Raw genomic sequence first — 26,328 nt, 5'->3', positions numbered from 1 at the left:
AGATACGAATAGGAGGGAACAGGATGGCTTTTGAAAATCCGTCGAGAGAAGAGATTAAAACTATTTTGGAACAAGTAGGCAATATTGCGGTTGTTGGTTTGTCTGATAAATCGGACCGCACCTCATACATGGTTTCTTATGCCATGCAGAAGCGGGGATATCGGATTATTCCGGTTAACCCTGCGGCGGCAGGGCAAACGATTCTTGGGGAGACTTGCTATGCCAGTCTTGCTGAAGTACCTGAGCCTGTGGAGCTGGTCAATGTATTCCGCCGCAGTGAATACTGTGCAGAGGTTGCGCGTGAAGCAGCTGCTATTGGAGCTAAGATTTTGTGGCTTCAACAGGGAATTATAAGCCAGGAAGCCGCTGACATTGCGCAGGAGCATGGAATGACGGTTATTATGGATCGTTGCATTAAGGTGGAGGACTCAGTGACCCAGGCTGTACGTAAAGGATAAACATGGATCAGTGATCTGTGCTATACGCAGATGAATAAAACCTTCTTCCCTTGCTTCACAGGGTTGAAGGTTTTTGGTGCGAAATGAGGAATATGGTACAGTATATTATCCATTCAGGAATCCATATAATGTATGTATGCCTTGTTGATGAAATGGGTCTAAACGGATTCATAGTGTTATCTGTTGTGATGATAAAGTTTTTGACCTGTAGTAGCGTAAATAAATATTTTGGCAGATGGAATCATTGCTTTGACAAAAGTATTTATTCGGCTTACCATCAGGGATAGAAAGGAGAGGAATGCCATGAATTGGCTCGGATCCTTACAACAGCTCGGTCGTGCTGTCATGCTCCCGACGATGGTGCTACCAGCCGCTGCAATATTGCTAAGTCTCGGCAGCCTTCCTTGGTCGACATGGGGATTCCCCATGGTGTCTGATATGGCAAATGCGGCGGGACACGGGATTTTTTATTTTTTGCCATATTTGTTTGCGGTTGGTGTTGCACTGGGTATGTCGAATCAGGCAGGTCAGGCGGGATTAGCAGCATTGGCTGGTATGGCTATATACGATCAAGTCACATTGAGATTTGGAAACGGACTCATTCAACCAGCGACGCTCATTGGTATCATTTTGGGGGTCATTTCAGGGGTGGCCTATAATCGTTTCAAAAGCATCAAATTGCCCGAAGTGCTTCAGTTTTTTGGGGGTACCCGATTTGTTCTGCTGCTTATTGGCCTCTTCTCGGCTGTGTTTGCAGGACTCATGTTAATTATTGCCCCACTCATACAGAGAGGGCTGCAATTTATAGTAGGTTTGGAATCGAGCTTGGGCGGCTTTGGACTGCTTATCTACGGTATTCTATACCGGCTACTGGCGGCCTTTGGTCTTCACCATCTGCTTAATAATATTTTTTGGTTTCAACTGGGTACATATAAAACGCCGTCTGGTAACGTTGTGCAGGGAGATTTACCCCGGTTTTTTGCTGGCGATCCGACAGCGGGCTATTTCATGTCCGGGTTGTTCCCGATTATGATGTTTGCGATCCCTGCCATTGCGCTGGCGATCATTCAGGAAGCGCGTGAAGATTTGAAGCCAAAGGTGCAAAAAACATTTTTGACGGCTGCGCTTGTCTGCTTTTTTACTGGAGTGTCGGAACAGATTGAGTTTGCCTTTTTGTTCGCAGCACCTTATTTGTTCCTCGTTCATGCGGTTATGTCTGGGCTGGCCATGTGGCTTACCTTTGAGCTGGATATTCATCATGGATTTTCCTATTCGGCAGGTTTTATAGATTATGTCCTTAATTTTCATCTATCACATAACGCCTGGTTGTTAATTCCAGTGGGAGTGGCGTACGGGCTTGTGTATTATGTACTGTTTCGATGGGCTATCCGGCGGTTCCGTATTCCAACTCCTGGGCGCGAGGAAGGTTCGGTTCTGGAGGATTGGGCTGGCAATATTCCTTATAGTGCTCCGCTTATTTTGGAAGCACTCGGCGGGAAGGAAAATATTGTGCAGGTAGAGGCTTGCATCACACGTTTGCGGCTGACCGTCCACAATGACAGGCTGATTGATACTGGAGCGATGAAGGCTTTGGGATCGGCCGGGCTAATCAATCTGGGCGGTGGGAATTTGCAGGTTGTATTCGGAACGTATTCAGAACTGATCCGTGAGGAAATCGCGAAGCTGATGGAGCGTGATCTTCCTCAAATTTTGTTCAATGCTCCTGTACATGGAAAAATGCTACCGATTCATGAAGTGCCTGACAAAATTTTTGCGACGAAGCTGGTTGGGGACGGCGTTGCTTTTGTCCCTGAACGCGGTGAACTTGTGTCTCCGGTGTATGGTACTGTGATGCATTTGTATCCGACCATGCATGCTTTAGGCATCTCCACACGAGAAGGACTTGAGGTTCTACTTCACATCGGGATTGATACTTCACAGCTAAAAGGGAATTTTACTGCTATGGTAGAAGCAGGCGATACGGTGGAACCGGGGCAATTGCTGATCAAATTTGATTTGCAGGCGCTGCGAGAGCAAGCTCCATCGCTGGTGACTCCTATGGTCATCACGAATCCGGATCGCGTCAAGTCGTGGAGCTTTGCTCCGTTTAAAACAGTGAAAAAAGGTCAGGCCTCGGTAATGTCCGTTGTGCTGCATGACAGGAATGTTGGAGGGGTAGAAACATGATAGAAGGCATCGGCGCCGCAGCAGGTGTGGCCATCGGGAAGGCATTTGTCCTGCCGAGCTGGGAATGGGATTTACCTGATCAAAAAATGGATACGGTAGATCTAGCGAAGGAATTTGAACGGTTGTATGAAGGGATACGCACATCCAAAAGTGAAATCCAGTATATTAAGGATGAGTTTCGAGAGATGGTGGGGCCGGAGGAATCCAGCATCTTTGATGCTCATCTTGCGATATTGGAAGATCCGGAATTCATGAATGAAATTCGCGGAATTATTGAGCGTCAGTACAAGGCGGCCGAGGTGGCCGTGAAGGAAGCCATTGATCATTTTGTGACAATGTTTGATTTACTGGATGATGAATATATGAAGGAGCGGGCAATCGATATCAAAGATGTGGGGAACCGGCTACTCAAGCATTTGCTGGGTGCACCGGAAGTGACTCTTCCCAAGGACACACAGCCCTATATTCTGGTAGCCAAGGAGCTCTCACCCTCCCAGTCGGCACACTTGAATCCTAGCTATGTTTTAGGGATTGTAACTATGAACGGCGGTAAAACATCACATTCTGCGATCATGGCCCGCGCACTTGGGATTCCACTCGTTTCAGGACTGGAGAGCAATCTGAATTTGCCCGTTCAAACGGGAGACATGATGGTTGTGGACGGAGATCTGGGCAAAGTTTATGTGAATCCGGAAAAAACTGTAACGGATCATTATAAAATTTTGCGCGACGAGCAGCGACGCAGAAAAGAGCAGCTTCAGGTACTTGCTTCTGTAGATGCCGTGACCAAGGATGGAACCACCCTGAGGCTGGCAGCCAATATTAGTTCGATTAAAGAGCTGGAGGCAGCTTTGAAGCATGGCGCTCAAGGTGTGGGACTATTCCGCACGGAATTTTTATACATGGATCGCAAATCTGCTCCAGATGAAGAGGAACAGTATGAAGTATATCGGCTGATAGCAGAAAAGGCTGGAAACCACTCTGTAGTCATCCGTACCTTGGATATCGGTGGAGATAAGCCGTTGGACTATCTTCAACTACCAGAGGAAGAAAATCCTTTTCTAGGTTACCGTGCTATACGGATCAGTCTGGATTGGAAGGAATTGTTTAAAACCCAGTTGACTGCAATTTTGCGAGCCAGTGCGACGGGAAATATCAAGGTAATGTATCCGATGATCTCATCTGTAGAGGAGGTCCGCCAGGCAGATGCTCTTTTGAAGGAGGCTATGGCGGATTTGGATGCAAGAGGGCTTGCCTATAATCCGAACATTCAGCGAGGAATTATGATTGAGGTACCGGCTGCAGCGATGATAGCTGATTTATTAGCGGCTGAAACCGATTTTTTTAGTATCGGAACGAATGATCTGGTTCAGTATGTGCTGGCTGTAGACCGTATGAATGAGCAGATTGCACATATGTACCATCCATACCATCCAGCTGTACTTCGAATGCTGCGCATGACTGCACAAGCGGCACATCAAGCAGGAATTGATGTGAGTGTATGTGGTGAGATGGCTGGAGATGAACGGTCCGTTCCGCTTTGGCTGGAACTGGGGATACATCAACTCAGCATGTCTCCCCAATCTTTATTGCGGGTCAAGCATCGTGTGCTGAATACGACTGCATCTGAGGCAACGACGGTCGCTCAGGTTTGCTTTGGCATGTCCACTGGTGCAGCGATCGAAGACAAGCTGACTGCAGCTAATGTCAGCTGCACTCCGGCAGGGCCTGGACGGCAGTAATATGTAATGTCATGTCTGCAAAGCTTCGCAATTAGCATACACCTTTGTGGGGAACCAAAAACTCCGTTCTGTTAGACTTGTCGTAGCACGGCTTGGACGAAAAAGAACCTTCAAAACCACTTCATTCATGGTTTTGAAGGTTCTTTTTTCATCTTGTTGACAGTCTGTTGTGATTACGGTTTAGGTGTTATCTGCTAACAAATCGCAGAACGCCTTTCCGTAAGGTGGAAGATCGGGCGGCCGACGAGCAGAAACAATATGTCCGTCCGTCACAACAGCTTCATCCTTCCAGATAGCTCCTGCATTTTCCATATCATCACGAATACCTGGTGTAGAGGTTACCGTAACACCATCCAAAATTTTAGCAGAGATCAGTACCCAGCCTGCATGACAGATTTGTCCAATCGGCTTATGAGCAGCATGAAACTCCTGTACGAGTTGAATTACCTTGGGATAGCGGCGCAGTTTATCAGGTGCCCAACCGCCAGGGACAAGAATCCCGTCATAATCACTACTATTCAGTTCCTCGAAGGCATATTCCGCTTCAGCAGGTACGCCATATTTTCCAATATATTTTTTACCCTTTTCCGCACCGGCTAAATGCACTTCTGCGCCTTCTTCACGAACACGGTAAATCGGATACCACAGCTCCAGATCCTCGAATTCCTCATCCACTAGGGCGATAACCTTTTTTCCGGCAAGTCTTGACATCCAACCATCCTTTCGTGCGTCACATGATGACACCTCTGTTTTGTAATCTGTACTTTTACATCTTAAGAAAAAGAACGCCCAAAGTCCATTCCTTCGCAGATTCTTATGTTAGTAGTCTGCTCTTTGACGGCAATTGTCGTCATTTTCTGACCCGCCAAAGCTTTGGTAATTTGTTCATAGCTGCAATGTGTGGAAGGATTTGAGGTCCCAAAGTCGAAATAAAACAAGGTATGATAGATTTAATGGAGTTAACAAATATTTATTAGACTAGTAGATAGATATATTTGGATTCTGATGAGATCCTCGTATAGTTTGATCCTACGTAATGGGGTGGTTAAATGCATAAGCAATGTCAATGTGGCAAACCGATGGGACTGGAACTGCGAAAGGTAATCTATGCGGACAAGGTTGAAATTTTGCACGTCCCTGTATTCTCATGCTCGTCGTGCTTTTCCAGTGAGGTTTTGCAGCATGTGACGAAGGACATTAAGGCACTATTACAAAGTCTAGGGAGCAAACCTACGGCGCGGAGAATATCTTTTGCTCGCAACAATGAACTGGCAGAAATAATTCGCAAGCTTGTACTGGAGGAAGCGGACAATCCCAATGTAGATTGGCAATCTGCTTTGGAGGAGCGCATGGAGCTTCGAATTAATCTCTTACTGGATCTTTATCGCTATGCGAGAAGTCTGGGAGACGAAGATTGGATGAATGATGTAGAGAAAAAATTGGTCCAATTATCCGGTTTTACCAGTGAATCGGTATTTACGAATACTAAAAACTAAAAAATATGAAAATTTTCATGGTCACCATTGGATTTTACATGTTCTTTTTGTTACGATGGGAATAGGCCATACGACAAGACACAGAAAGGAATGTATATCCAATGGCGACGATGACAAAAATGACTACTGTTCAACAATTAGATACGGCTCTGGAAGCGTCATCAGACAAGCCGTTGCTTCTCTTTAAACATAGCACACGTTGTCCGATAAGTGCAGGCGCATATCAGGAAGTGGAGTCCTATTTGCATGACGCTCCCAACGAAAATATTGAATACGGTATCATTTATGTAGTAGAAGATCGGCCGGTGTCCAATGAAACCGCGGACAGGCTTCAGGTGAAGCATGAATCCCCGCAGGCCATTTTAATCAAGGGCGGAGAGGCTGTTTGGCATACATCCCATTCGAATATTACAGCCCGTGCACTCCACGATCATCTCACATAGACAGAATGTGTGCTGTCGTTGCATAAAGTAGTATTTTGTCGTATCATGGTTCTAATTAGTTGATCTAGGATTCGGTTGAAAATTTATTGGCAATGGAGAGAAGGAATGTGACGGTAACGATCTATGATGTAGCTCGCGAAGCTGGTGTCTCAATGGCCACAGTGTCCCGCGTAGTTAACAATAATCCTAATGTGAAACCTCAGACTCGCAAGAAAGTGTACGAAGCGATTGAACAATTGGGATATCGCCCAAATGCGGTCGCTAGAGGTCTGGCCAGCAAGAAGACAACGACCGTCGGCGTGGTTATACCGGATATATCGAACTCAATTTTTGCAGAAATTGCACGCGGTATTGAGGATATAGCGAATATGTATCACTATAATATTATTTTGTGTAATGCCGACAAGCGAAAAGAAAAAGAGATTCGTGTCATCAACACATTGCTTGAAAAGCAAGTGGATGGTCTTCTGTTCATGGGTGGTACAGTAACGGACGAGCATATTCAGGCGTTCCATACAGCTGCGGTCCCTATCGTTCTATGTGCAACGAGTGATGAAAAAGGAAGCTATCCTTCGGTCGATATTGACCATGAAGCGGCTGCTTTTGATGCAGTAAACACGTTGATCCGCCATGGACACCGTCAAATCGCAATGATCAGTGGTACGCTTCAAGACCCTGCAAACGGCTATGCACGTTTCCAAGGTTACAAGAGAGCATTGGAAGCAGCCGGAATTGATTATCAGGAGGATCTCGTGCGAATCGGGAACTACCGTTATGAATCCGGTGTCGAAGCAATGAAATATTTTCTCGGTCTGAAGAAGAAGCCAAGTGCGATTTTTGCTGCAACGGATGAAATGGCAATTGGTGCGATCCATAGTATTCAGGATGAGGGATTGAAAGTTCCTGATGATTTTTCGGTAATCAGTGTTGATAATATTCGTATGGCCTCTATGGTTCGTCCTCAGCTGACAACCGTCGCACAACCGATGTACGATTTGGGTGCGGTAGCGATGCGTTTGCTGACCAAGCTGATGAAAAAGGAAAACGTGGAGAACCCTCGCGTTATTTTGCCGCATGAAACTATTTTGCGGTTGTCAGTAAATTATTTAGACTAGACGCAGTGCTGAATAGGATATACCTTCGATGAAAGCTCCTTTGATGGAGCTTTTTTCGTGGATATAAAGCTTCTTCTGGACATCATCATCAAACCAAGAATAGAGGGATGCGTAATGAGCCGACTTTATGGATTAATGGGTGCTATGGATGAAGAAATTGAATTGCTGCTGGCAGCGATGACGGAAGGGAGTAAGACGGTCAAGGCTGGAATCACTTACACTACAGGAATCATTCACGGGCAAAGAGTCGTCGTCTGTAAATCCGGTGTAGGCAAGGTTAATGCTGCGGTAACAACACAAATCCTGATTGATCATTTTGGTGTAGAACAGATTATATTCACGGGAGTGGCAGGGGCGGTTCATCCTGATTTAAACATTGGGGATATTGTCATCTCATCAACATGTATGCAGCATGATATGGATGTAACGCCTTTGGGTTATGCCAGAGGGGTCATTCCTTATCAGGACACCTCAGAGTTTGTGGCTGATCCCGAGCTTGTAAGTCTAGCTGAGCAAGCCTGCAAATCGTTTGGCGATCGGTATATTGTCGGCAAGGTACTTTCTGGCGATCAATTTGTTGCAAATCGTGAGTTAGTGACTGCATTACATCAGGAAATGGACGGCGTTTGTACCGAAATGGAGGGTGCAGCTGTGGCTCAGACAGCTCATATGAACGCTGTGCCTTATGTTGTCCTACGATCTATGTCAGATAAGGCTGATGGATCGGCCCACGTTAATTATGCTGAATTTACGGTAGAAGCTTCCCATCGTTCGCATCGTATTGTGGAGTTCATGCTCAAGCATTTGGGCTAATGGTATAATTTTTTTAATACATGAATCTTCGAACAAATCGGATATGGTCAAACTGCTCTTGTGATGCGAGGGGCACATCCTTTCCCATTCGTACCATCAGACAGTTAGCAGGATGTGAGCATATTTCAGGATCATCCGTGGCGTACCAGACCATATCTACAGTTTTCATTAGACGCTCCATCATGCGGCGGTATTCCCATACGGAGAGACCGCTGCCTTTTAAATCCCAATGCCAATAGTATTCGGTCGTAAAAATAATGTAGGACTCAAGCTGTCCATCCTCAAAGGCAATCCGAATCATTCGGCTACCCAGGCCCAGACCACGATAGTCATCGGCTACCTCAACAGCTCCAAGTTCCAGTAAATCCTTCATGCCAGCTTCCGACCAGCGCTCCATCTCATCTGGGTAATGAAAAGTAACATATCCCAAAAGGGTTTCCCCGTTATGGGCAATGATAATTCTGCCTTCTGGCAGTTCTGAAATATCCACCAACGCGTCGAATTGCTCCTTTGGTTTGCGAAAGGCATCTAATTGCTTGTGCATTTGAAATGAACGCAGTTGATCCGCGGATACGGGGCCTTCTACATAGATTGTTTGTCCTTTATGATCCAGCGTGTCCAAGTGGTACAGTTTTAAATGCTGCATGCGTACGCCCTCCTTGTTCGCCATGAGCTCGTTCCTCATATTCCATACTTATAGCAAAAAAACAATTAAATGAAAAGGATGGCCGTCACATCCTGACCTATGATATACTGTTTTAGACATAAAATGTTCACAATTTAAATCAACCAGTAAACTAAAGGACTCTATCTGCTTTATTGATTTTTGTAAGCGTTATCTTGTCCTGCGTATTTCTCATTAATCCATTGTGAGGAGGCTGAATGCATGAAGATTGAAGAACTCCAGACTGTAGTTCCCACATCCAACATGGGCCCGTATGAACAAGCTTACAACAACTTTCAGTGGGAGGATGCAGAGCGTCATTTTACGTGGTATGAAACAGGCAAGGTAAATATGGCGCATGAAGCCATTGATCGACATGTACAGGAAGGACGGGGTGAGAAAGCGGCACTATTGTATTGTGACGCAAACCGTCATGAAACCTACACTTTCTCTCAGCTTCGTGCTAGCTCTAACAGGTTCGGAAATGTGCTGCGCAAATACGGTATTGGTAAAGGGGAGCGGGTGTTTATTTTCATGCCGCGTTCGCCTGAGCTGGTTATTAGTTTACTTGGTGTTCTAAAGGTAGGGGCTGTTGTCGGTCCATTGTTTGAGGCGTTTATGGAAACTGCGGTTAAGGATCGATTGGAGGATAGTGGGGCAGTGGCATTAGTGACCACTCCTGCGCTTCTGTCACGGGTAAAGCGTGAAGAGCTTCCTGAGCTGCGGCATATTTTTGTGGTTGGTGATATGGATGAACGCGAGCAGGGAATTATCGATTTTGAGACAGAAATGCTTACGTCCTCAGAGGAACTTGAGCCTGAATGGTTGAATCGTGAAGATGGATTAATTATTCACTATACATCTGGCTCAACAGGCAAGCCCAAAGGCGTGTATCATGTGCAAAATGCAATGATTCAGCATTACTATACTGGCAAAATGGTGCTGGATTTGCGGGAAGATGATGTGTATTGGTGTACTGCTGATCCTGGCTGGGTCACGGGAACGTCATACGGTATTTTTGCTCCATGGCTAAATGGAGCGACGAATGTCATTCGTGGGGGCCGTTTCAGCCCGGAAGACTGGTACCGTACGATTGAGCGTCACGAAGTGACCATATGGTATAGTGCTCCTACAGCGTTTCGGATGCTGATGAGCGCAGGGGAGCAGGTTGTTTCCAAATATGATCTTAGCAGTCTGCGGCATGTATTATCCGTTGGGGAACCGCTGAATCCCGAAGTGGTGCGATGGGGATGGCAAGTATATACGCAGCGCATTCATGATACTTGGTGGATGACGGAAACTGGAGCTCAGTTGATCTGTAATTACCCTGAGCTGCCGATTAAACCGGGTTCGATGGGTAAGCCACTCCCAGGTATTCAAGCTGCTATTTTGGACGACAGAGGGCAGGTGTTGCCTCCTAACCGGATGGGTCACTTGGCGATCCGTACACCATGGCCATCCATGATGAAACGTATATGGAACAATCCAAACAAGTTTCAGGAATATTTCCGCTTTCCCGGTTGGTATGTATCGGGTGATTCAGCTTACATGGATGAGGACGGATATTTCTGGTTTCAGGGTAGGATTGATGATGTCATTAACTCCTCTGGAGAGCGAATCGGCCCTTTTGAGGTGGAGAGCAAGCTTTTGGAGCATCCTGCTGTAGCGGAAGCCGGGGTTATTGGAAAACCAGATACCGTGCGTGGAGAGATTATCAAAGCTTTTGTTGCACTGCGTGAAGGCTATGCACCGTCTGAAGCTTTGCAGCAGGACATCTATCGCTTCGTTAAGGAAGGGCTGTCTGCCCATGCTGCTCCACGCGAAATTGAATTTAAGGAAAAGTTACCCAAAACTCGTTCCGGTAAAATTATGAGACGGGTGTTGAAAGCCTGGGAGCTTAACCTTCCTACAGGTGACTTATCTACCATAGAGGATTGAAGTACTGTGCATATTAGAATTAAAAAAAGGGAGTCTCCAAAGCCTTAATGGCTAAGGGGACTCCTATCACTTTCTACTTTTGTCTTCAGTTATGGACGGACGGCTCCGGAAGGAGCCGATTCCCCCATGGCATTCATGGAAGTGACACGAAACCAGCCTTTTGGCTTTTTCCCCGACTTATATTCAAAGCTGGTAGATGCGGTAGAGCCTATGTTTGTAAAAGGCTCTGCACCGCTTTCGCTGTAATACACGTTATAGCCTGTAATAGCGTCCGCAGACTTACCTGCGCTCCATTGGAGCGCTACGGATGAGCCTGCGGCTTTAGCTTGAGGCTGTCCAGGGGCAGTAGGAACCTCTGTAGGCTGCGCACCTGTTCCATCTCCCTCGCCCGGAACGTCTGGAGACTCAGAATCTGCAGGTGGCACTATAGGTGTTGCGCTTGCTTTCGTGCTTGGACCGGACTCATGGCCGCCTACATCAACGGCGGTCACGTAGTAGCTGGAGCTGCTGCCCCCAGGGCTGTCAGAGAACACCTTGGAGCCGTCAGCCATAACGACCTTGCCAAGCTGTTGGAAGCTCCCCCCATCTGTAGAACGATACAGACGGTATCCTACGACGTCGCTGTTTCCGCTTGGGCTAAAGCTGATTATGGCTTTGCCGTCACTATAGCTTACGTTGACGCTAGATGGAGCGTTAGGGGCTGCTCCATCGTCCCTGCGTGGATCAATCTGAGTAGGAGCTTCCTTATCTGCATCCTGAGGCAGATAGTAGGACAATGAATTATGTCGTCTCATCACCTTAAAGGCTTGCTGAAGCTCTTTAATTAATTCTGAGATTGGCTTTTCTCGTTTCCTAACGGTCCGTTCATATAACATATCATCCGGTGTACCATCACGTGGAATATAATTCACACCTTGGTAGGTAATATATTTCGCACGGGTCACACCATTTTCACTGTTTTTAGGTGGATACTTACTGTTATAAATGTCCGAACCATACGCGGATGCTGTACGGGTTACAATGCCGTCAGGTCTCTTGAAACTGTCCGTTTGGAACAGCTGGGCATCTTTAGCTGTTACTTCATTCATAATTAGAGCCCATAGGCGACGAGCCCGCTCTTTTTGGACTTTCGTTTCAAGCTTATTGACAGGTTGCTTGTAACCAACCCATACACCCAGCGTGACGTCAGGCGTAAAGCCCTCGAACCAAACATCCGTGTAGGATTGCGTAGTGCCTGTCTTGCCGGCAATCGGAATCTTGCCGGATTGATCAAAGTTCCGCTTCACCAGTCTGCCTGTGCCTTCCGACACGGCTGTACGCAACATATCTGTCATCAGGTAGGCGGTTTGCGGTGAGAAGGCCTGCACAGGATTAGGCTGATGCTTGTATACAATATTGCCTTGCGAATCCACAATCTTTTCGATCATATAGGCGTCATTAAACACACCGCCATTTGGAATGGCTCCGTATGCATTCGTGAGCTCCTCGACGGTCACCCCATGGGCCAAGCCGCCAAGTACACCCGTTTGGGCGTTGTTATCACTGGATTCCAAGGTGGTGATACCCAGCTTCTTGGCAAAAGCCCAAGCTTTGCTGATCCCTACTTTTTCGTTAAACAGCTTGAGTGCTATCGTATTGAGCGATTGATTCAGTGCATAACGCGCCGTGACCAATCCTTGATAGCGGTTGTTAGAATTTTTCGGAATGTGATACCCATTACTGCCATCTTTCAAAATAATAGGGGCATCATCCACGATACTACCAGGCTGCACAAGACCGCTGTCCAATGCTGGGAGATAGGCAGCAATCGGTTTCATTGCCGAACCAGGCTGACGAACCATCTGGGTGGCATAATTCATCTGCTCCTTTTGGAAGTCCCGACCTTCCATCATTCCAAGAATGGCGCCTGTTTTATGCTGAATCAAAATAGCCGCTGCTTGTTCGTCACCCTTGGTTTTACTAGTGGCAGAGAAATTGTCCTTATTTTCTGCAATTTGACGCATGGATTTGTATACGCTCTTATCAATGGTGGTGTACACCATATAACCGCCTGTGCGAAGCTGCTGTTCGGCTTCTTTGAGCAAATCATTATCGTCCTTGGTTTTGGCATCTGCACTGGCATTAGCTGCTTGACCCGGATTAGTGACAGACATGAGTGCCTGCGCAGCTTGTCGTTCTGTTTCCATCATAAGATATGGATAGGTGTTATAAGCTTTAACAGTGCGTGGTGCGAGAGATTTTTTGATATCAAAAGCCATCGCTTCATCATACTGTGCTTTATTGATTTTGTTCTCCTCCAGCATTCGACTGAGCACCAAGTGCTGGCGGTTGATGGCTCTTTTAAAGCCAGCTTCATTAAACTCGCCCTTACCGTTGTAAGCAGAATAGGAAGAAGGAAGCTGTGGCAAACCTGCCAGATAGGCAGCCTGGGCTATATTAAGCTCGTTCAGATCATTCTCATTAAAAATACCTTTGGCCGCTGCTTTAATGCCAAAGACGTTGTAACCGCTTGAGCCGTTACCAAAAGGTACTTTATTGAGATAGGCCGTAATAATTTGTTGCTTGCTCAGAAAACGCTCAAGGCGCAGAGATAGCAAAATTTCTTTGACCTTGCGGTCATCCGTGCGATCAAGATTTAGAAAGACACGACGCGCAAGCTGCTGGGTGAGAGTACTACCCCCGGTTTGTACGGATTCATGCAGCGCCTTTTGCTTCACAGCACGCAGCGTTCCCGACAGATCGACACCTTTATGCTCGTAAAAATGATTATCTTCAATGGCAATGACTGCATCAATGACGAGTTGTGGAATCTCCTTAAACGTGACAGGTCTTCGATCTTCTTCTGTCCGGAGTTGTCCGATGGGAGAACCATCATTGAAATAAGCGAAGCCTGTAATTGCATTCTTATCTACTTCCTGTAGGATCATGGATCTGGAACGCACGGGTTCGTTTTTTACAATAGAAGCAACATAGCCGGCGGCGGCCCCTCCTGCAAATAGTGCCCCCATAAAACCGATGATGACGACCCACTTTATGACACGGCCGAGCCTTCGCATGGTTGTCCTCAAGCGGGAAGGCTTTGGCTCTGACACATTGTTTTTTTCTTCAACCATTAAGTCTTCCTCCTTTATAACAGCCATTATTATAGCATAAAATTACAAAATGAACCCATATGCTAAAAAGCCTGTCTTTTGGTGTCGTTGACTACATAAAAACAGTGTGTTATAAATAGGTCAAAGTAAATATCGTGAAAAGCAGAGAAAGACTTCAGTAGAAGGCGGAATTACGTTGTACAGAGAGCCGATGGGTGGTGTGAATCGGTAGCGTCCCTCCTTTGAATTACCGTCTGGAGCTGTCTGGATGAATGGAAAGCTTTGCAGGTTTGCGAAGCTACCATAGTAATCCAGTACCGGGTGTAGGCCCGTTATAGGAATGAAGTGAAAGAAATGTCTGTCTTTGACATGCGTTTCTTTAATTAGGGTGGTAACGCGAGCAGCTCCTTCTCGTCCCTTGGGATGAAAGGGGCTTTTTGGTTTGTCTAATATGTAATATTTTGGATGGAAAATAGGAGGCATACAGGATGAAGTGGGAAGAATTGAAGCCGGAGCAACAGGTAGAGGTAGAACGACAGCTAGAGGTGATACAGCGGGGTGTAGCGGAAATTGTACCGGAGGATGAGCTGAAGCGTAAGGTGATCAAATCGGTCGTTAGCGGCGAGCCGCTCAAAATTAAGCTGGGCCTTGATCCATCTGCGCCCGACATTCACATCGGACATACGGTTGTTATGCACAAACTGCGCCAGTTCCAGGAATTAGGCCATCAAGTGCAACTGATTATTGGAGATTTTACAGGCAGAATTGGTGATCCGACAGGTAAATCGGAGACTCGTAAGCAACTGACTGAGGAAGATGTACAGCGTAATGCCCAAACATACAAGGAACAAATTTTTAAAATTCTCGATCCTGAAAAAACAAAGGTATTTTACAATTCCGAATGGTTAGGGCCAATGTCTTTTGCTGATGTAGTAACCCTGTCGGCCAAAGTAACGGTTGCCCGTATGCTGGAACGGGATGATTTCACAAAAAGGTACCAAAACGGATTGCCGATCAGCATCCATGAGTTCTTTTACCCGCTGATGCAGGGCATGGATTCCGTGGCTCTCCAAAGCGATATTGAATTGGGGGGAACGGATCAGAAGTTTAATCTTCTGATGGGTAGAACCCTGCAAAAAGAATACGGAGTTGAGCCGCAGGCTACTATTACATTACCGTTGCTTGAAGGCCTGGATGGCGTCCAGAAGATGAGCAAAAGTTTGGGGAACTACATTGGTGTTGATGAGGAGCCGAACGAAATATACGGGAAATCCATGTCCGTTCCTGACGAGCTGATGCTGAAATATTTTGAGCTTGCAACGGATATCAACAACGAGGAGCTGGCAGAGCTGGCGAAAGGTGTTAAGGACGGCTCAGTACATCCACGTGATGCCAAAATGAAGCTGGCTGGAACGTTAGTGCGCATGTATCACGGCGAAGAAGCAGAGGAAGCAGCGAAGCAGCATTTTGTTACCGTATTCCAGCAGCGCGCGTTGCCTGACGATATTGAAGAGTTCACCTTGACGGCTGATCAGTTAGAAGAAGGTGGCATTCGTGTGATCCAGTTGCTGACTCATCTGGGCTTTGCAGCATCTAATGGTGAAGCCAAACGCAGTATTCAGCAGGGCTCGGTCAAAATTAACGAAGAGAAATGGACCGATGTGAACGAAGCATACACGCCGAAGGAAGGCGACATTGTGCAGGTAGGTAAACGAAAATTTGCTAAAATCAAGCTTGGATAATGAGAATATATTCAAAAGCAGCGCTAAGATTGTCTCGATCTCAGCGTTGCTTTTTTATTTCTGCCAAGTGAAAAGTCATGGTAAACTTAGCACAAATAATCAAACATGTAGGTAAAGAGTTATACATAATGAAAACGTGGGTTGTACAATTTGGGTGTAGGATAGATAACCAGAACAATTACGAGTGTGGGGAAGGATTATATGGACTATTTTAAACGAATTCAGTGTGCGATTGAGTTTATTGAATTGAATCTGCGGGAGGATTTAAAAATTGCCGAGATTGCTTCACAGGCATGCTTTTCAGCTTTTCATTTCCAGCGGGTTTTTCAGGCCATTTCGGGTTTTACGGTTCAACAATATATAAGAAGGAGAAGATTGTCCGAGGCGGCTGAACGGCTAAAACAATCCAATCAAAAAGTGTTGGACATTGCTATTGAGTTTCAGTACAACTCGCAAGAAGCCTTTACCCGCGCTTTTGAAAAGAATTTTGGGATCACCCCTGGGAAGTATCGTAACAGTGATATTGAGCTTCTTGGACAAAATAAAATTAATTTTCTGGATTATCAAAAAAATACGAAGGGGGATTTGGATGTGAACAAGCCAGTGATATTGCAGCTCGAAACGACCAAAATTATAGGGTATGAATATAAAACAAATCTGAATAATGAGCAGCACTATAAAGAAATTCCAGGATTTTATGGGCACTTTGGAGCCAATGAATATTTTATGTGTATCCCGAACAAGATCGCACCGGGAATGTCATATGGGGTTGCCTGTCGATTTGAAGACAATGGTGCATTTTCATTTGTGGTGGGCGAGGCAGTTGAAAAAGAGTCAAATGAACTGGCAGAGGGTTTCATCTATATGGAGATTCCAGCAGGGAAGTATGCTGAGTTTGACGCTTCGGGTTCAGATGGACGGGTTCAGAATATACGAGACTTTATCTATGGCACATGGCTTCCTAATTCTAATTTTGAACGGAGGGAGGGACCAGATTTTGAAATTACGGACGTGATGAATTCCTCCTATCCAGATCATTTGAGCATGAAAGTATACATCCCCATTGAATAAAACTCTCAGGCTCAATGCATAAGGAATATAAAAAAAGCACCCGAATCTATTCGGGTGCTTTTTGGTGCTAATGCAAGGATTAGCGGTTGTAGAATTCGACGATTTGTTTTTCATCGATATCTTGAGACAATTCGCCACGCTCAGGCAAACGAATGAATTTACCTTCCAGAGCTGCGTCATTGTACTCCAGGTAAGCTACCAAGTGGTTGCGGTTTTCCAAAGCTTCTTTGATGGAAGACAGGGAACGACTTCTTTCACGAAGACCGATCACGTCGCCAGGGCTTACTTGGTAAGAAGCGATGTCAACTTTTTTACCGTTCACAGTAACGTGACCGTGAGCTACCAATTGACGTGCGCCTGCACGGGAATTAGCAAAGCCAAGACGGAATACAAGGTTGTCCAGGCGGCTTTCCAGCAAGAACATAAAGTTTTCACCAGCGATACCGTGCATGTGTTGAGCTTTGTTGAACAGGGTACGGAATTGTTTTTCACCCAAGCCGTACATGTGACGCAGCTTTTGTTTCTCTTGAAGCTGCATACCGTAGTTGCTGATTTTTCTCCGTTGGTTTGCACCATGTTGTCCCGGAGGGAAAGGGCGTTTCAATTCTTTACCTGTGCCGCTCAGGGAAATACCGAGACGACGGCTCAATTTAAATTTAGGACCAGTGTAACGTGCCATTATAGAGTTAACTCCTTCATAATTAAAATTTGAGTTGGGGCTCTCTTTGCGCTCCAATTTGTTCGGCGCTACCTATGAAGGTGAGACGCACTACTGACAGAAAAGTTCAGCCGCTGTCCTGTCAGCAACAAAAAAGATGAGGGTGACACAAACTGTTACGCCCAAAATTTAAGATCCGCACAGTAGATAGTTCTGCCGTACAGTCTTTTTCAATAATATATACTACATGTAAGAGTAGGTCAATGTCAAGAAGAGAAAAAGAATGAAAACGTCAAATTTTGTCGATAGGGCTTTAGAACTAAAAAAGTGGGACGAATTTCTGGAAAATGGATGCAAATTTCTAGAGTTGGGAGTAAAATAGATCATATTATGAGCTATAGTGGTGTATAGCCGCTGTCTTGGTACAGCTAATTTTGCTGTGAAGGAGCGCCTTAATATGTCGGAATTTTCAACAACGGATCAGCAAATGCTTGACAGTAAAACGGTCCAGGCTAGCGGTGCTCCGCTGTTTGATGATAAAGGATATACGTCTTTTGCCTGGCTCCAGAACATGGATATGACACCCTATGATTTCCCCTATATTAACCAGCTGCTTGTCCAAGGATATCGGAGTTGGTTACAACAGGGCAATGGTATATCCTGGATTAACGAAGAATATACTGCTGTTTTTAATTTTATAGGTGTTCGTGTTGCTGGTAAGAAAGAAGATGATGACGAGGATTTGGATTTGGTCGAACGTTGTTGCATATCTAGAGAGATGGAAGTGAGCCAGCGCAAACTTCGTGATGGAAGCCTTGCGTTTGTGTATATGGTTCCCATACTATGCCGTAATTACAAGAGCGAGCCCTTTGCCGCTCTTCGTTTTACACGGCCTGCTCAACATTCTGTCTCAAATCTGGACACGTTGTTAGCAGCTGCTTTACATTTTAAATCCTGCTTTTACACGAAGTTTGAGTACATATTTATGGAAGATGTCCTTGGGATGCGGAATCGAAGCGATCGTGAAGGTAGACGCCGTTCTATTTTATTTCAGATTGTAAAACGGATGCATGACAAAATTGACGTAGAAGGCGTGCTGGATGAGGTATTCGGGAGCATCGCCTATTTGTTTCCCCATGTAGATATCACCTTGTATATGAGTCAGGATCGGCATAGTCGCAATCCACAGGTCAAACCTTTGCTGCTGCATGAACGGGACGAAGATGTATGCGTCCGTGCATTTATGAAAGGACAAATGGCTGTGAATGAGCCTGTCGGTACAGAAGATGAAATAACTGAAATCGGCATCCCATTACGTGGTAAGCAGGGTGTATACGGTGTTTTCCATATGATTCTTCCATCGGGCGCGGATAGTATGAAAAAAGTGGATGTAGAGCTGATTGCCATGATGGCGGATACGGCTGGCACCGCATTTGAAAATGCGAAGCTGCTTGAGCAATCAAATGTACTTATCCATGAATTGCGTCTCATTAATGAACTGGTTCAGCGCTTGAATCAGAGCCTGAAGTTAAATGAAATATTTGAATTTGCCGTGCAGGAGTTATTAAAAATGTTCATGGCGGACTTTTGTTGTATTGTACAGCTTGACCAGGATGGAAACTGTTTTAAGGTCATGTCGAGTAATGTGGAAAGCTTAAGACTGGAAAGTTACCCTCTTGACGATGGATTTGCTGGACTAATACGCTTAACAGGGGAACCAGTGATTGTGTCGGACTATAGAAAGGATGGGAGGATATCCTCTCATTTTATGGATGCGACGCACTCCCAGTCTTTGATGGCTGTACCTATGAAGACCAGCGGTACTCCTAAAGGGGTTATACTATTGTCCAGCAAGCTTCCACACTTTTTCTCTTACGATAATTACAAAATGTTGCAAATGCTAGCCCCTCATATCGGGTTGGCGGTAACCAATGCTATGCTGCACGCTGAGGTGCGGCGGTTGGCTAATATGGATATGTTAACAGGTCTGTATGTACGTCATTATGTGGACCAAATCATTCAGCAACATCAGGAAAAGGATTTCTGTGGATCTCTTATTTTGGTAGATATTGATCAATTCAAACAGGTGAATGATACGCATGGGCATCAGACGGGTGACGAAATTTTGAAAAGCGTCAGCAATATCGTTCGTTCGGCGACTCGCGACGAGGATGTATGTGCGAGATGGGGTGGCGAGGAGCTTGCCATTTATTTACCGCAGCTGGGGGTGCAGCAGGCGCTCAGATATGCAGAAAAAATACGTTACCGTGTACAGCATGAAACCGAGCCTCAGGTGACTGTTTCTTGCGGGATTGCAGAATGGAACTGGCTGGATGAGCAAATCAGTATTGAATCTTTATTTTATAGGGCTGATATGGCCTTATACGAAGCGAAAAATGAAGGACGCAATCGAATAGTTGTTGATCATGTAGCCAATGTGTAGAGAATATTCCTTAGGGAATGTTCTCTTTTTGTCTTGCATAACCCATTGCACACAGGTAATCCTAAACGTAGCTATATCGTGTGTATGATTGAACTATAGGGATACCGCGATGAAGTGAACCAGGTAGCATAACTGCCTTGAAGCAGGATTATTGCTCATGAGTACAGTTACGTTCAGGATAGGACGGATGATGGGATGCATTGGAGAAAGCAATGGGTGATGCAGGTTTGTGGTGTGTTGCTTGTAATAGGTGTGTTAAGTGGTTGTGCACTGGATCGACAATATACGCCTGAGCAGATTTTTAAGAGAGCTGTTGCAGGAATGGCTGGCAAAGAGATGATAACGTTTACTGGACGGACTGCAATTAGAGCTGACAGTGGTCTGCCAACGAATAAGCAGTTTGAATATCGCGGTAGGCTAAGAAATCACGATGAATTGACCATGCACTGGGGCTCTGCAGAGGCTTTCCGTAAGCAAGGTGGCTACGCAGCTCTGAAACAAGGTAAGTCCGAGCATGATGTTACACAGGAACGTTTTCTTCGTCAGAGTGGGAAATGGGTTGCGTTGACATCCGGTTATCCTCCTGTGGTTGGAAATGGTATGTTAAATCGCTTCAATCCGATTCAGGAGCTTGAGGAATTAAATACACTGAATAAGAGCATTCGTATGGAAACGGGAGCTGCCCGGGGAACTTGGGTGTTGAGGATTGAACCGGAATCTGCTTCGGCAAAGCGCTGGTTGAAAGATCGTTTAATAAAAGAAATGAATACGTTAAACCCTCAAATCGGGATATTAAAAACGCAGCAGACAGGAACGAATCGAGAGCTGCAAAAGAAGCTGAGCCAAATATGGGCGCAAAGTTGTGAGGATATGAACAACCAGCTGGAGCAATCCATTGTGCATACGGTGTATCATTTGACCATAGATCGCCAAACAGGTTTACCCTTAAAGCTTTCATCCGAATGCCAGATTACCCGACAGGGAGCGAATGAAGAGCTGCATCAAGAGGTTTTGATAACCAGAGTTACTTTTGAGGACTACAAGTAACGGGGCGGGCGTGATACAATGAATTTTGAATTAACCATTGTTCAAAAAGAATGAAATAGAGAAGGAGAGACACTACATGAAAGATCCTAGAATACTTAAGCTGGCGGAAAATCTGGTAGGTTACTCTGTTGAAGTGCAGCCTGGAGAAAATGTATTAATCGAAATGATTGGTTCAGAGCGCGACTTACTTAACGCCATCGTTCATGAAGTTGGTAAAAAAGGTGGAAATGTTTTTGTACAACTTACAGACCGTAAGGTACAGAGCGCCATGCTTCGTCACGCGACAAAGGAGATGCTGGAGACCTGGGCTGAGATTGACCTTAACCGGATGAAGCAAATGCACTGCTATATCGGAATTCGTGCAGGTGAAAATGTAAATGATTTGTCAGATGTGCCGGAAGATAAAATGAAAATGTATAATTCCATTTATCAGCATGCGGTACATAGCGAACAACGGGTGAAACACACCAAATGGGTAGTGCTGCGTTATCCGAATGACAGCATGGCTCAATTGGCGAATATCAGCACAGAAGCGTTCGAAGATTTTTATTTCGATGTGTGTAATCTGGATTATGCAAAAATGGACAAAGCTCAAGATGCATTGGCAGACCTGATGAATCGGACGGACAAGGTAAGGATCAGCGGACCGGGTACGGATTTGAATTTCTCTATTAAGCAAATTGGAGCTATCAAGTGTTCAGGTCAATGCAACATCCCGGATGGCGAAGTATACAGCGCGCCTGTACGTGATTCCGTTAACGGAACGATCAGCTACAATGCACAAACCCTGTATAATGGTATTACTTTTGAAAATGTTAAATTCCGTTTTGAAAATGGTAAGATCGTGGAAGCGACGAGTAACGATACGAAGCGGCTGAATGATATTCTCGATTCTGACGAGGGAGCACGTTATATTGGCGAGTTTGCCATCGGGTTTAATCCGCACATCTTACATCCAATGAAGGATATTTTGTTTGATGAGAAAATCGCCGGCAGCTTACATTTTACACCGGGTCAAGCTTATGAAACAGCGGATAACGGTAATCGTTCATCGATCCACTGGGATTTGGTGTTGATTCAGCGTCCAGAATATGGCGGTGGTGAAATTTATTTTGACGATGTTTTGATTCGTAAAGATGGCATCTTTGTACTGCCTGAGCTGGAGCCATTAAATCCTGAAAATTTAAAATAACGATATCCGTTGTTGCTGAGAAAGCGATTTCAATGTATCATTATGGATGAGTAACGATACATGACAATTCAGTAAAGCGAGGGATCTCTATGTCCAATAATAACGCGGCGGTTGTTGAAATTGCACAGACGGCGAGCAAGTTCACCTCTTCCATCGTCCTTCATTCCGAAAATAAGTATATTGATGTGAAAAGTATACTGGGCTTGTTTACGACCCTAGTCAGCAGCCATAGCTATGAACTACACGTTCATGGACCAGATGCGGAGGAAGCCAAGAAAGCGATCATCGAGGTGTTCGAGAAGCACGGACTTCATATTTCAGTAGCCAGCTAACTTTATTCTTGAAGCAAAAGCATCCCTACCTGTAACTGTAGGGATGCTTTTTTTGTCAGGTTCTTGTATTAGCCTGCAATTTGGTCTAATATTAAGGATAGGACGTCTTGTGCGACATTGAGACATAGGGGGGAAGAATCCATGACTTCATCTGATTTGCAGGAACAATTGAATATCAAGGCTATTAATCTGCTTCAGGAAGATGCAGATAAAATAAAGAAGCTTATTGAAGTACAGATGGAGAATCTGGCAACCCGTTATTGCCCTCTCTATGAGGAAGTGCTGGATACTCAGATGTACGGATTTTCCAAGGAAGTGGATTTTGCGGTTCGCGCTGGACTTCTTCCGGAAATGGTAGGTAAACAGCTGGTCAGTGAGCTGGAACGCAATCTGGCTATTCTATATGAGGCCATGAATAATAAGGCCAATTAGGAAGACGGTTGAATTGATGAGAGCATGCGGAGCTTGAGAGCATGCTTTTTTTGATGCCTTTTTTAAAAAAATGTTCTTTTAGGATGGTAAAAGCGCATCGCCCTTCCACCATCCTAATGAACATTTTAAAACCTTAAATAGCTACACAAGGAAGAAGGATACACCTAACAATACATACACTACCAGTAGCATGAGTCCCTCATACCAGTTGGTTGAGCCGTCCTGGGTGATGGATTTGGCGATAAATACAGCGACAGCAATGGCGACCAGCTCAATTGTGGTGAAAACAATATTCATCGTGTTTCCCATAAAGTAACTGACAAAAATCAGCACGGGGGCAACAAATAACGCAATTTGCAAACTGCTGCCGACAGCTATTTCGACAGATGCACCGATTTTATTCTTCATCGCCAATAAAATAGCAGCGCTGTGTTCGGCTGCATTACCAATAATGGCGACGAGGAAGGCACCTACGAACAATTCGCTGAGCCCAAATTGGGTCGTAAACACCTCCAGCGTACCTACCAGCCATTCGCTGACAAAAGCGACCATGACGGTAGCGAGTACCAAATAGGCAATGGATTTGTTTCTGGACCATACAGGGGCATGCTCATGTGGCAATTCTTCATCTTTTTGTTCGGTCACGTCAGCTAAATAGTCCTTATGCGTAATCATAGAAAAAATAAGCCACGCAATATACGCGACAATGAGCGTGCCTGCGACAATGAGGCTGAGCGTATCTGATTCGCTATCCGTGATAACGTGTGTGTTCAAAAAGACAGCTGGAACGAACAGGGCAATAACAGCCACAATCATCAGAGAACCACTTAATCCAGCCAACGATATATTGAAATTTTGTACTTTGTACTTCAAACCACCAGCGAACAGACTTGCTCCTAGCACCAGCAGCAGATTGCCGATGATAGAACCGGTAAGACTGGCCTTTACCATATCGTAAAGACCTTCTTTAACAAGGAAGATGGCGATGATCAGTTCGGCTGCGTTACCAAAGGTGGCATTTAAGAATCCACCTAAACGTTGGCCAGCATAATGCGCGACACTTTCGGTCGCCCTGCCGAGGAAACCGGCTACGAATACAACAGAAATTGCACAAATGACAAATTGGGCTATAGCGTTCCAATGCGTGTAATGAGCGACTGCGCTAAGAGCAAATGTCGCTATAAGCAAAGCGGGAGATAACCATTTTTTCAATGAAGAGCACCTCGATATCAATAGATGTGTACAAGTTTGGTGAAAGCTGTCACTTCAGCATTTTGCATAATTTGATTCCCAACGCTCATAAGTACAATATATAGACGAACTAAAGCGTTTCGATCTATATATTGCTGATTGGAAAACACTCTTGGGATTTATGCAAAATGCTCACTTGTATGGATTTTCTAAATTAATATACCCAAAATGATATAGGTTGTAAACGAAAGTTGTTTTTCATACGTAGGGTTTGCATTTGGAGTGGCTGAGGCTTTACAATACAAATAAAGGATGGATGAAGGGGGACATAGGTCATGGCAGAGCAAATTCAACAACTGGAAGCAGGAAACATCAAGATTTCCAACGATGTCGTAGGTAAAATTGCCGGGATGGCCGCATTAGAGACACCGGGCATTGCTGCAATGTCAGGCGGCTTATCGGAAGGCTGGGCCAAAAGGCTGAGCGGTAAAAATGTACAAAAAGGCGTATCAGTGGAGGTTGGACAGCTGGAAGCTGCCATTGATCTACGTATTATCGTGCTCTACGAAACACCTATTCATGAGGTGTCCCGAATTCTTCAGCAAAATGTAAGAGTAGCCGTCGAAAGTATGACGGGTTTGCGGGTCGTGGAAGTGAACGTAAAAGTGGAAGGTGTCGCGTTCAAGGACGACGCAGTGTAAAAGAACCACTGCATGCTAAATGGACATTTTTCACACATGGTATAGATGCCGGGAATTCCCTGCGATAATCCGAATAAGAACACGAAAACTGGTGTTATAAAACGCCAGTTTTCGTTTTGTGAATTTGCTGGGTAACATTTTGCAGACGGACCTGTAGTTATATACATATACAAAAAAAGAACTTCCAAAGCCACCGTTGAAGTGGTCCTTGGAAGTTCTTTTTTTAGCGAAAACGGTTGGTTCTACGAGTTTGAAAGCGATTGGGTACTTCATTACGGACAGCTACCCCTGTGGTTCGCTCCTGCACCGCTTGTTTGGTGTTCTCACGAGAAATACTGAGCATAATGCCCATGGAAAACATCATAACAAGCAGGGAGGAGCCACCAAAGCTGATAAATGGAAGCGTTACGCCAGTGATTGGAATTGTTTGGGTTACACCGCCGATATTAATGAAGGCCTGAATGGCGATCAAACCCATGATACCGGTGCCTACCAACGTTCCGAACGGATCATGGCAACGCAGAGCAATGATCATGCCTCGCCAAATGAAATACAGATATAGCATCAGGAATAAGGCTGTTCCGATAAATCCGAATTCTTCACCAATTACAGAAAAGATAAAATCATTAAATGAATTAGGAAGATAGTGAAGCTTGATAATGCCTTTACCAAATCCTGACCCGTTTAAGCCGCCTTCACCTATAGCTTGCAAGGACTGTACCAGATTGTATCCCGTTCCTTGTCTATATTTCTCGGGATTAAGAAAGGCCTGAAAGCGTCCGATTTTGTAATCTTGCTTGGCAGCAGCTTGTCCATCTGTGGTTCCAGAATCTCCTCCAAACAACGACCCAATCCCAAATACAATGGAGGCGCCTAGCACGAGCAGAACAATTGATGCTGTAATATGCTTGACACTGGCTCCCCCGGCATAAATAATCAGACCACTCGTAGCAACCAAAATGAAGCATGAGCCTAAATCAGGTTGAAGCATGATGAGTCCTGCAACACAGCCTACAATGACTGTTACAGGTATGTAGCCAGTCCGCAGATCTCTAAAGCGATCTCCTTTTTTGACAATCAGTGCGGATAAGTAAAGAATGATGGAAATTTTCGCAAGCTCCGTTGGCTGGAAGCCAACACTACCAAACCTGAGCCAGCTTTTTGCACCGTTAAGTGAGCCTGTAAAAAGAACGATGATTAGCAGTAATATAGTTATGAAAAATAAAGGTACAAAAAGTTTTTTATATTTTTCCATCTTAATATTCATAGCTACCAACATAATAAAAAGTCCAAGTACAGCAAATGCAGATTGGCGCTTCACAAAATATAAAGAGTCAAAATTGTATTCTTTATTCAGCAAAGCTACGCTGGAGCTGGAGCTAAATACCATAATTACACCGAATCCAACCAGTAATAAAGTGAGGATCAGCAATTGGAAATCCGGTGTGCCTCTTCTTCGAGTCTCCGGCTTCGTATTTCTCATATCAGCTTCCCCCGGTATTCGCCACAAGGTATATTCCTCGCAGACGGTTATCATTTTATCGTTTATCCATTTTATCATATTATGTTTG

At 45.1% G+C, this 26,328-nt stretch carries 22 protein-coding genes and 1 other annotated feature; of the genes, 16 read left to right on the top strand and 6 right to left on the bottom strand.

From position 1 onward, the window contains the following. The first annotated feature begins 23 nt into the window (after nucleotides 1-23). From NSQ68_RS15925 to ptsP, 3 genes are all read left to right on the top strand, one after another. The gene (locus NSQ68_RS15925) at nucleotides 24-458 is read left to right on the top strand and encodes a CoA-binding protein (RefSeq protein ID WP_013310932.1); all 435 of its coding nucleotides are present in this window, start codon (nucleotides 24-26) and stop codon (nucleotides 456-458) included. Nucleotides 459-761: 303 nt separating this feature from the next. Beyond that, on the top strand, nucleotides 762-2,645 hold the full coding sequence (locus NSQ68_RS15920; protein WP_342426496.1) for a glucose PTS transporter subunit IIA: 1,884 nt from the start codon (nucleotides 762-764) through the stop codon (nucleotides 2,643-2,645). Continuing rightward, nucleotides 2,642-4,387: a phosphoenolpyruvate--protein phosphotransferase gene (gene ptsP, locus NSQ68_RS15915; protein ID WP_342426495.1), complete on the top strand. Its 1,746-nt coding sequence runs from the start codon at nucleotides 2,642-2,644 to the stop codon at nucleotides 4,385-4,387. Before NSQ68_RS15920 ends, ptsP begins: the two co-directional genes overlap by 4 nt. Nucleotides 4,388-4,567: 180 nt before the next feature. On the opposite strand, the gene NSQ68_RS15910 is transcribed toward ptsP, so the two are convergent. Continuing rightward, nucleotides 4,568-5,098: a type 1 glutamine amidotransferase domain-containing protein gene (locus tag NSQ68_RS15910; protein WP_250239420.1), complete on the bottom strand. Its 531-nt coding sequence runs from the start codon at nucleotides 5,096-5,098 to the stop codon at nucleotides 4,568-4,570. Nucleotides 5,099-5,436: 338 nt separating this feature from the next. Between NSQ68_RS15910 and NSQ68_RS15905 the strand changes: the two genes are divergently transcribed. From NSQ68_RS15905 to NSQ68_RS15890, 4 genes are all read left to right on the top strand, one after another. Further along, on the top strand, nucleotides 5,437-5,883 hold the full coding sequence (locus NSQ68_RS15905; RefSeq protein WP_029517653.1) for a hypothetical protein: 447 nt from the start codon (nucleotides 5,437-5,439) through the stop codon (nucleotides 5,881-5,883). A 101-nt stretch (nucleotides 5,884-5,984) separates the two neighbouring features. Further along, nucleotides 5,985-6,326 (top strand): bacillithiol system redox-active protein YtxJ, encoded by a 342-nt coding sequence (gene ytxJ / locus NSQ68_RS15900; RefSeq protein WP_069010576.1) that lies wholly within the window; start codon nucleotides 5,985-5,987, stop codon nucleotides 6,324-6,326. A 107-nt stretch (nucleotides 6,327-6,433) separates the two neighbouring features. Then, nucleotides 6,434-7,441, top strand: coding sequence for a catabolite control protein A (ccpA, locus tag NSQ68_RS15895; RefSeq protein WP_029517652.1), 1,008 nt, complete (start codon nucleotides 6,434-6,436; stop codon nucleotides 7,439-7,441). 114 nt (nucleotides 7,442-7,555) lie between these two features. Next, entirely contained in the window at nucleotides 7,556-8,254 is a 699-nt protein-coding gene (locus tag NSQ68_RS15890; RefSeq protein ID WP_342426494.1) for a 5'-methylthioadenosine/adenosylhomocysteine nucleosidase, read from the top strand. A gap of 13 nt (nucleotides 8,255-8,267) precedes the next feature. On the opposite strand, the gene NSQ68_RS15885 is transcribed toward NSQ68_RS15890, so the two are convergent. Beyond that, nucleotides 8,268-8,900 (bottom strand): GNAT family N-acetyltransferase, encoded by a 633-nt coding sequence (locus NSQ68_RS15885; RefSeq protein WP_307346590.1) that lies wholly within the window; start codon nucleotides 8,898-8,900, stop codon nucleotides 8,268-8,270. A gap of 240 nt (nucleotides 8,901-9,140) precedes the next feature. On the opposite strand from NSQ68_RS15885, the gene acsA reads away from it, so the two are divergent. Continuing rightward, nucleotides 9,141-10,856, top strand: a complete 1,716-nt coding sequence (acsA, locus tag NSQ68_RS15880) for an acetate--CoA ligase (protein WP_342426493.1) — start codon at nucleotides 9,141-9,143, stop codon at nucleotides 10,854-10,856. A gap of 89 nt (nucleotides 10,857-10,945) precedes the next feature. Here the strand turns inward: acsA and NSQ68_RS15875 are convergent, their stop codons facing one another. After that, complete coding sequence (locus NSQ68_RS15875; protein ID WP_342426492.1) at nucleotides 10,946-13,969, bottom strand: transglycosylase domain-containing protein; 3,024 nt, start codon at nucleotides 13,967-13,969, stop codon at nucleotides 10,946-10,948. Between the two features lie 135 nt (nucleotides 13,970-14,104). Then, nucleotides 14,105-14,370: a binding site (T-box leader), on the top strand. 66 nt (nucleotides 14,371-14,436) lie between these two features. On the opposite strand from NSQ68_RS15875, the gene tyrS reads away from it, so the two are divergent. Continuing rightward, nucleotides 14,437-15,690 (top strand): tyrosine--tRNA ligase, encoded by a 1,254-nt coding sequence (gene tyrS / locus NSQ68_RS15870; RefSeq protein WP_013310921.1) that lies wholly within the window; start codon nucleotides 14,437-14,439, stop codon nucleotides 15,688-15,690. Nucleotides 15,691-15,891: 201 nt separating this feature from the next. Beyond that, nucleotides 15,892-16,761 (top strand): AraC family transcriptional regulator, encoded by an 870-nt coding sequence (locus NSQ68_RS15865; RefSeq protein WP_342426491.1) that lies wholly within the window; start codon nucleotides 15,892-15,894, stop codon nucleotides 16,759-16,761. Nucleotides 16,762-16,840: 79 nt separating this feature from the next. Here the strand turns inward: NSQ68_RS15865 and rpsD are convergent, their stop codons facing one another. Then, complete coding sequence (gene rpsD / locus NSQ68_RS15860) at nucleotides 16,841-17,440, bottom strand: 30S ribosomal protein S4 (RefSeq protein WP_013310919.1); 600 nt, start codon at nucleotides 17,438-17,440, stop codon at nucleotides 16,841-16,843. A gap of 436 nt (nucleotides 17,441-17,876) precedes the next feature. Between rpsD and NSQ68_RS15855 the strand changes: the two genes are divergently transcribed. The 5 genes from NSQ68_RS15855 to NSQ68_RS15835 all read left to right on the top strand — a co-directional run bounded on the left by NSQ68_RS15855 (nucleotide 17,877) and on the right by NSQ68_RS15835 (nucleotide 22,865). Continuing rightward, nucleotides 17,877-19,862 carry a sensor domain-containing diguanylate cyclase gene (locus NSQ68_RS15855; protein ID WP_342426490.1) on the top strand — a complete coding sequence of 662 codons (1,986 nt, stop codon included), beginning with the start codon at nucleotides 17,877-17,879 and terminating at the stop codon, nucleotides 19,860-19,862. Nucleotides 19,863-20,057: 195 nt separating this feature from the next. Then, entirely contained in the window at nucleotides 20,058-20,909 is an 852-nt protein-coding gene (locus tag NSQ68_RS15850) for a hypothetical protein (protein WP_342426489.1), read from the top strand. 76 nt (nucleotides 20,910-20,985) lie between these two features. Continuing rightward, nucleotides 20,986-22,101 (top strand): aminopeptidase, encoded by a 1,116-nt coding sequence (locus NSQ68_RS15845; RefSeq protein ID WP_307346570.1) that lies wholly within the window; start codon nucleotides 20,986-20,988, stop codon nucleotides 22,099-22,101. Nucleotides 22,102-22,190: 89 nt separating this feature from the next. After that, nucleotides 22,191-22,433: an HPr family phosphocarrier protein gene (locus NSQ68_RS15840; RefSeq protein WP_013310915.1), complete on the top strand. Its 243-nt coding sequence runs from the start codon at nucleotides 22,191-22,193 to the stop codon at nucleotides 22,431-22,433. Between the two features lie 141 nt (nucleotides 22,434-22,574). Continuing rightward, nucleotides 22,575-22,865, top strand: a complete 291-nt coding sequence (locus NSQ68_RS15835; protein ID WP_007431028.1) for a YlaN family protein — start codon at nucleotides 22,575-22,577, stop codon at nucleotides 22,863-22,865. Nucleotides 22,866-23,006: 141 nt separating this feature from the next. On the opposite strand, the gene cax is transcribed toward NSQ68_RS15835, so the two are convergent. After that, on the bottom strand, nucleotides 23,007-24,077 hold the full coding sequence (gene cax, locus NSQ68_RS15830; RefSeq protein WP_013371868.1) for a calcium/proton exchanger: 1,071 nt from the start codon (nucleotides 24,075-24,077) through the stop codon (nucleotides 23,007-23,009). 314 nt (nucleotides 24,078-24,391) lie between these two features. Here cax and NSQ68_RS15825 point away from each other — a divergent pair, with 314 nt between their 5' ends. After that, entirely contained in the window at nucleotides 24,392-24,757 is a 366-nt protein-coding gene (locus NSQ68_RS15825) for an Asp23/Gls24 family envelope stress response protein (RefSeq protein WP_307346560.1), read from the top strand. Nucleotides 24,758-24,980: 223 nt separating this feature from the next. Here the strand turns inward: NSQ68_RS15825 and ftsW are convergent, their stop codons facing one another. Further along, the gene (gene ftsW / locus NSQ68_RS15820) at nucleotides 24,981-26,240 is read right to left on the bottom strand and encodes a putative lipid II flippase FtsW (RefSeq protein ID WP_342426488.1); all 1,260 of its coding nucleotides are present in this window, start codon (nucleotides 26,238-26,240) and stop codon (nucleotides 24,981-24,983) included. Nucleotides 26,241-26,328 lie beyond the last annotated feature (88 nt).

This window comes from Paenibacillus sp. FSL L8-0158 (assembly GCF_038592965.1).
GTDB classification, from domain to species: Bacteria; Bacillota; Bacilli; order Paenibacillales; family Paenibacillaceae; genus Paenibacillus; species Paenibacillus polymyxa_D.
The sequence above is the reverse complement of the archived record's forward strand: the minus strand, read 5'-3'. Positions and strand labels throughout refer to the sequence as shown.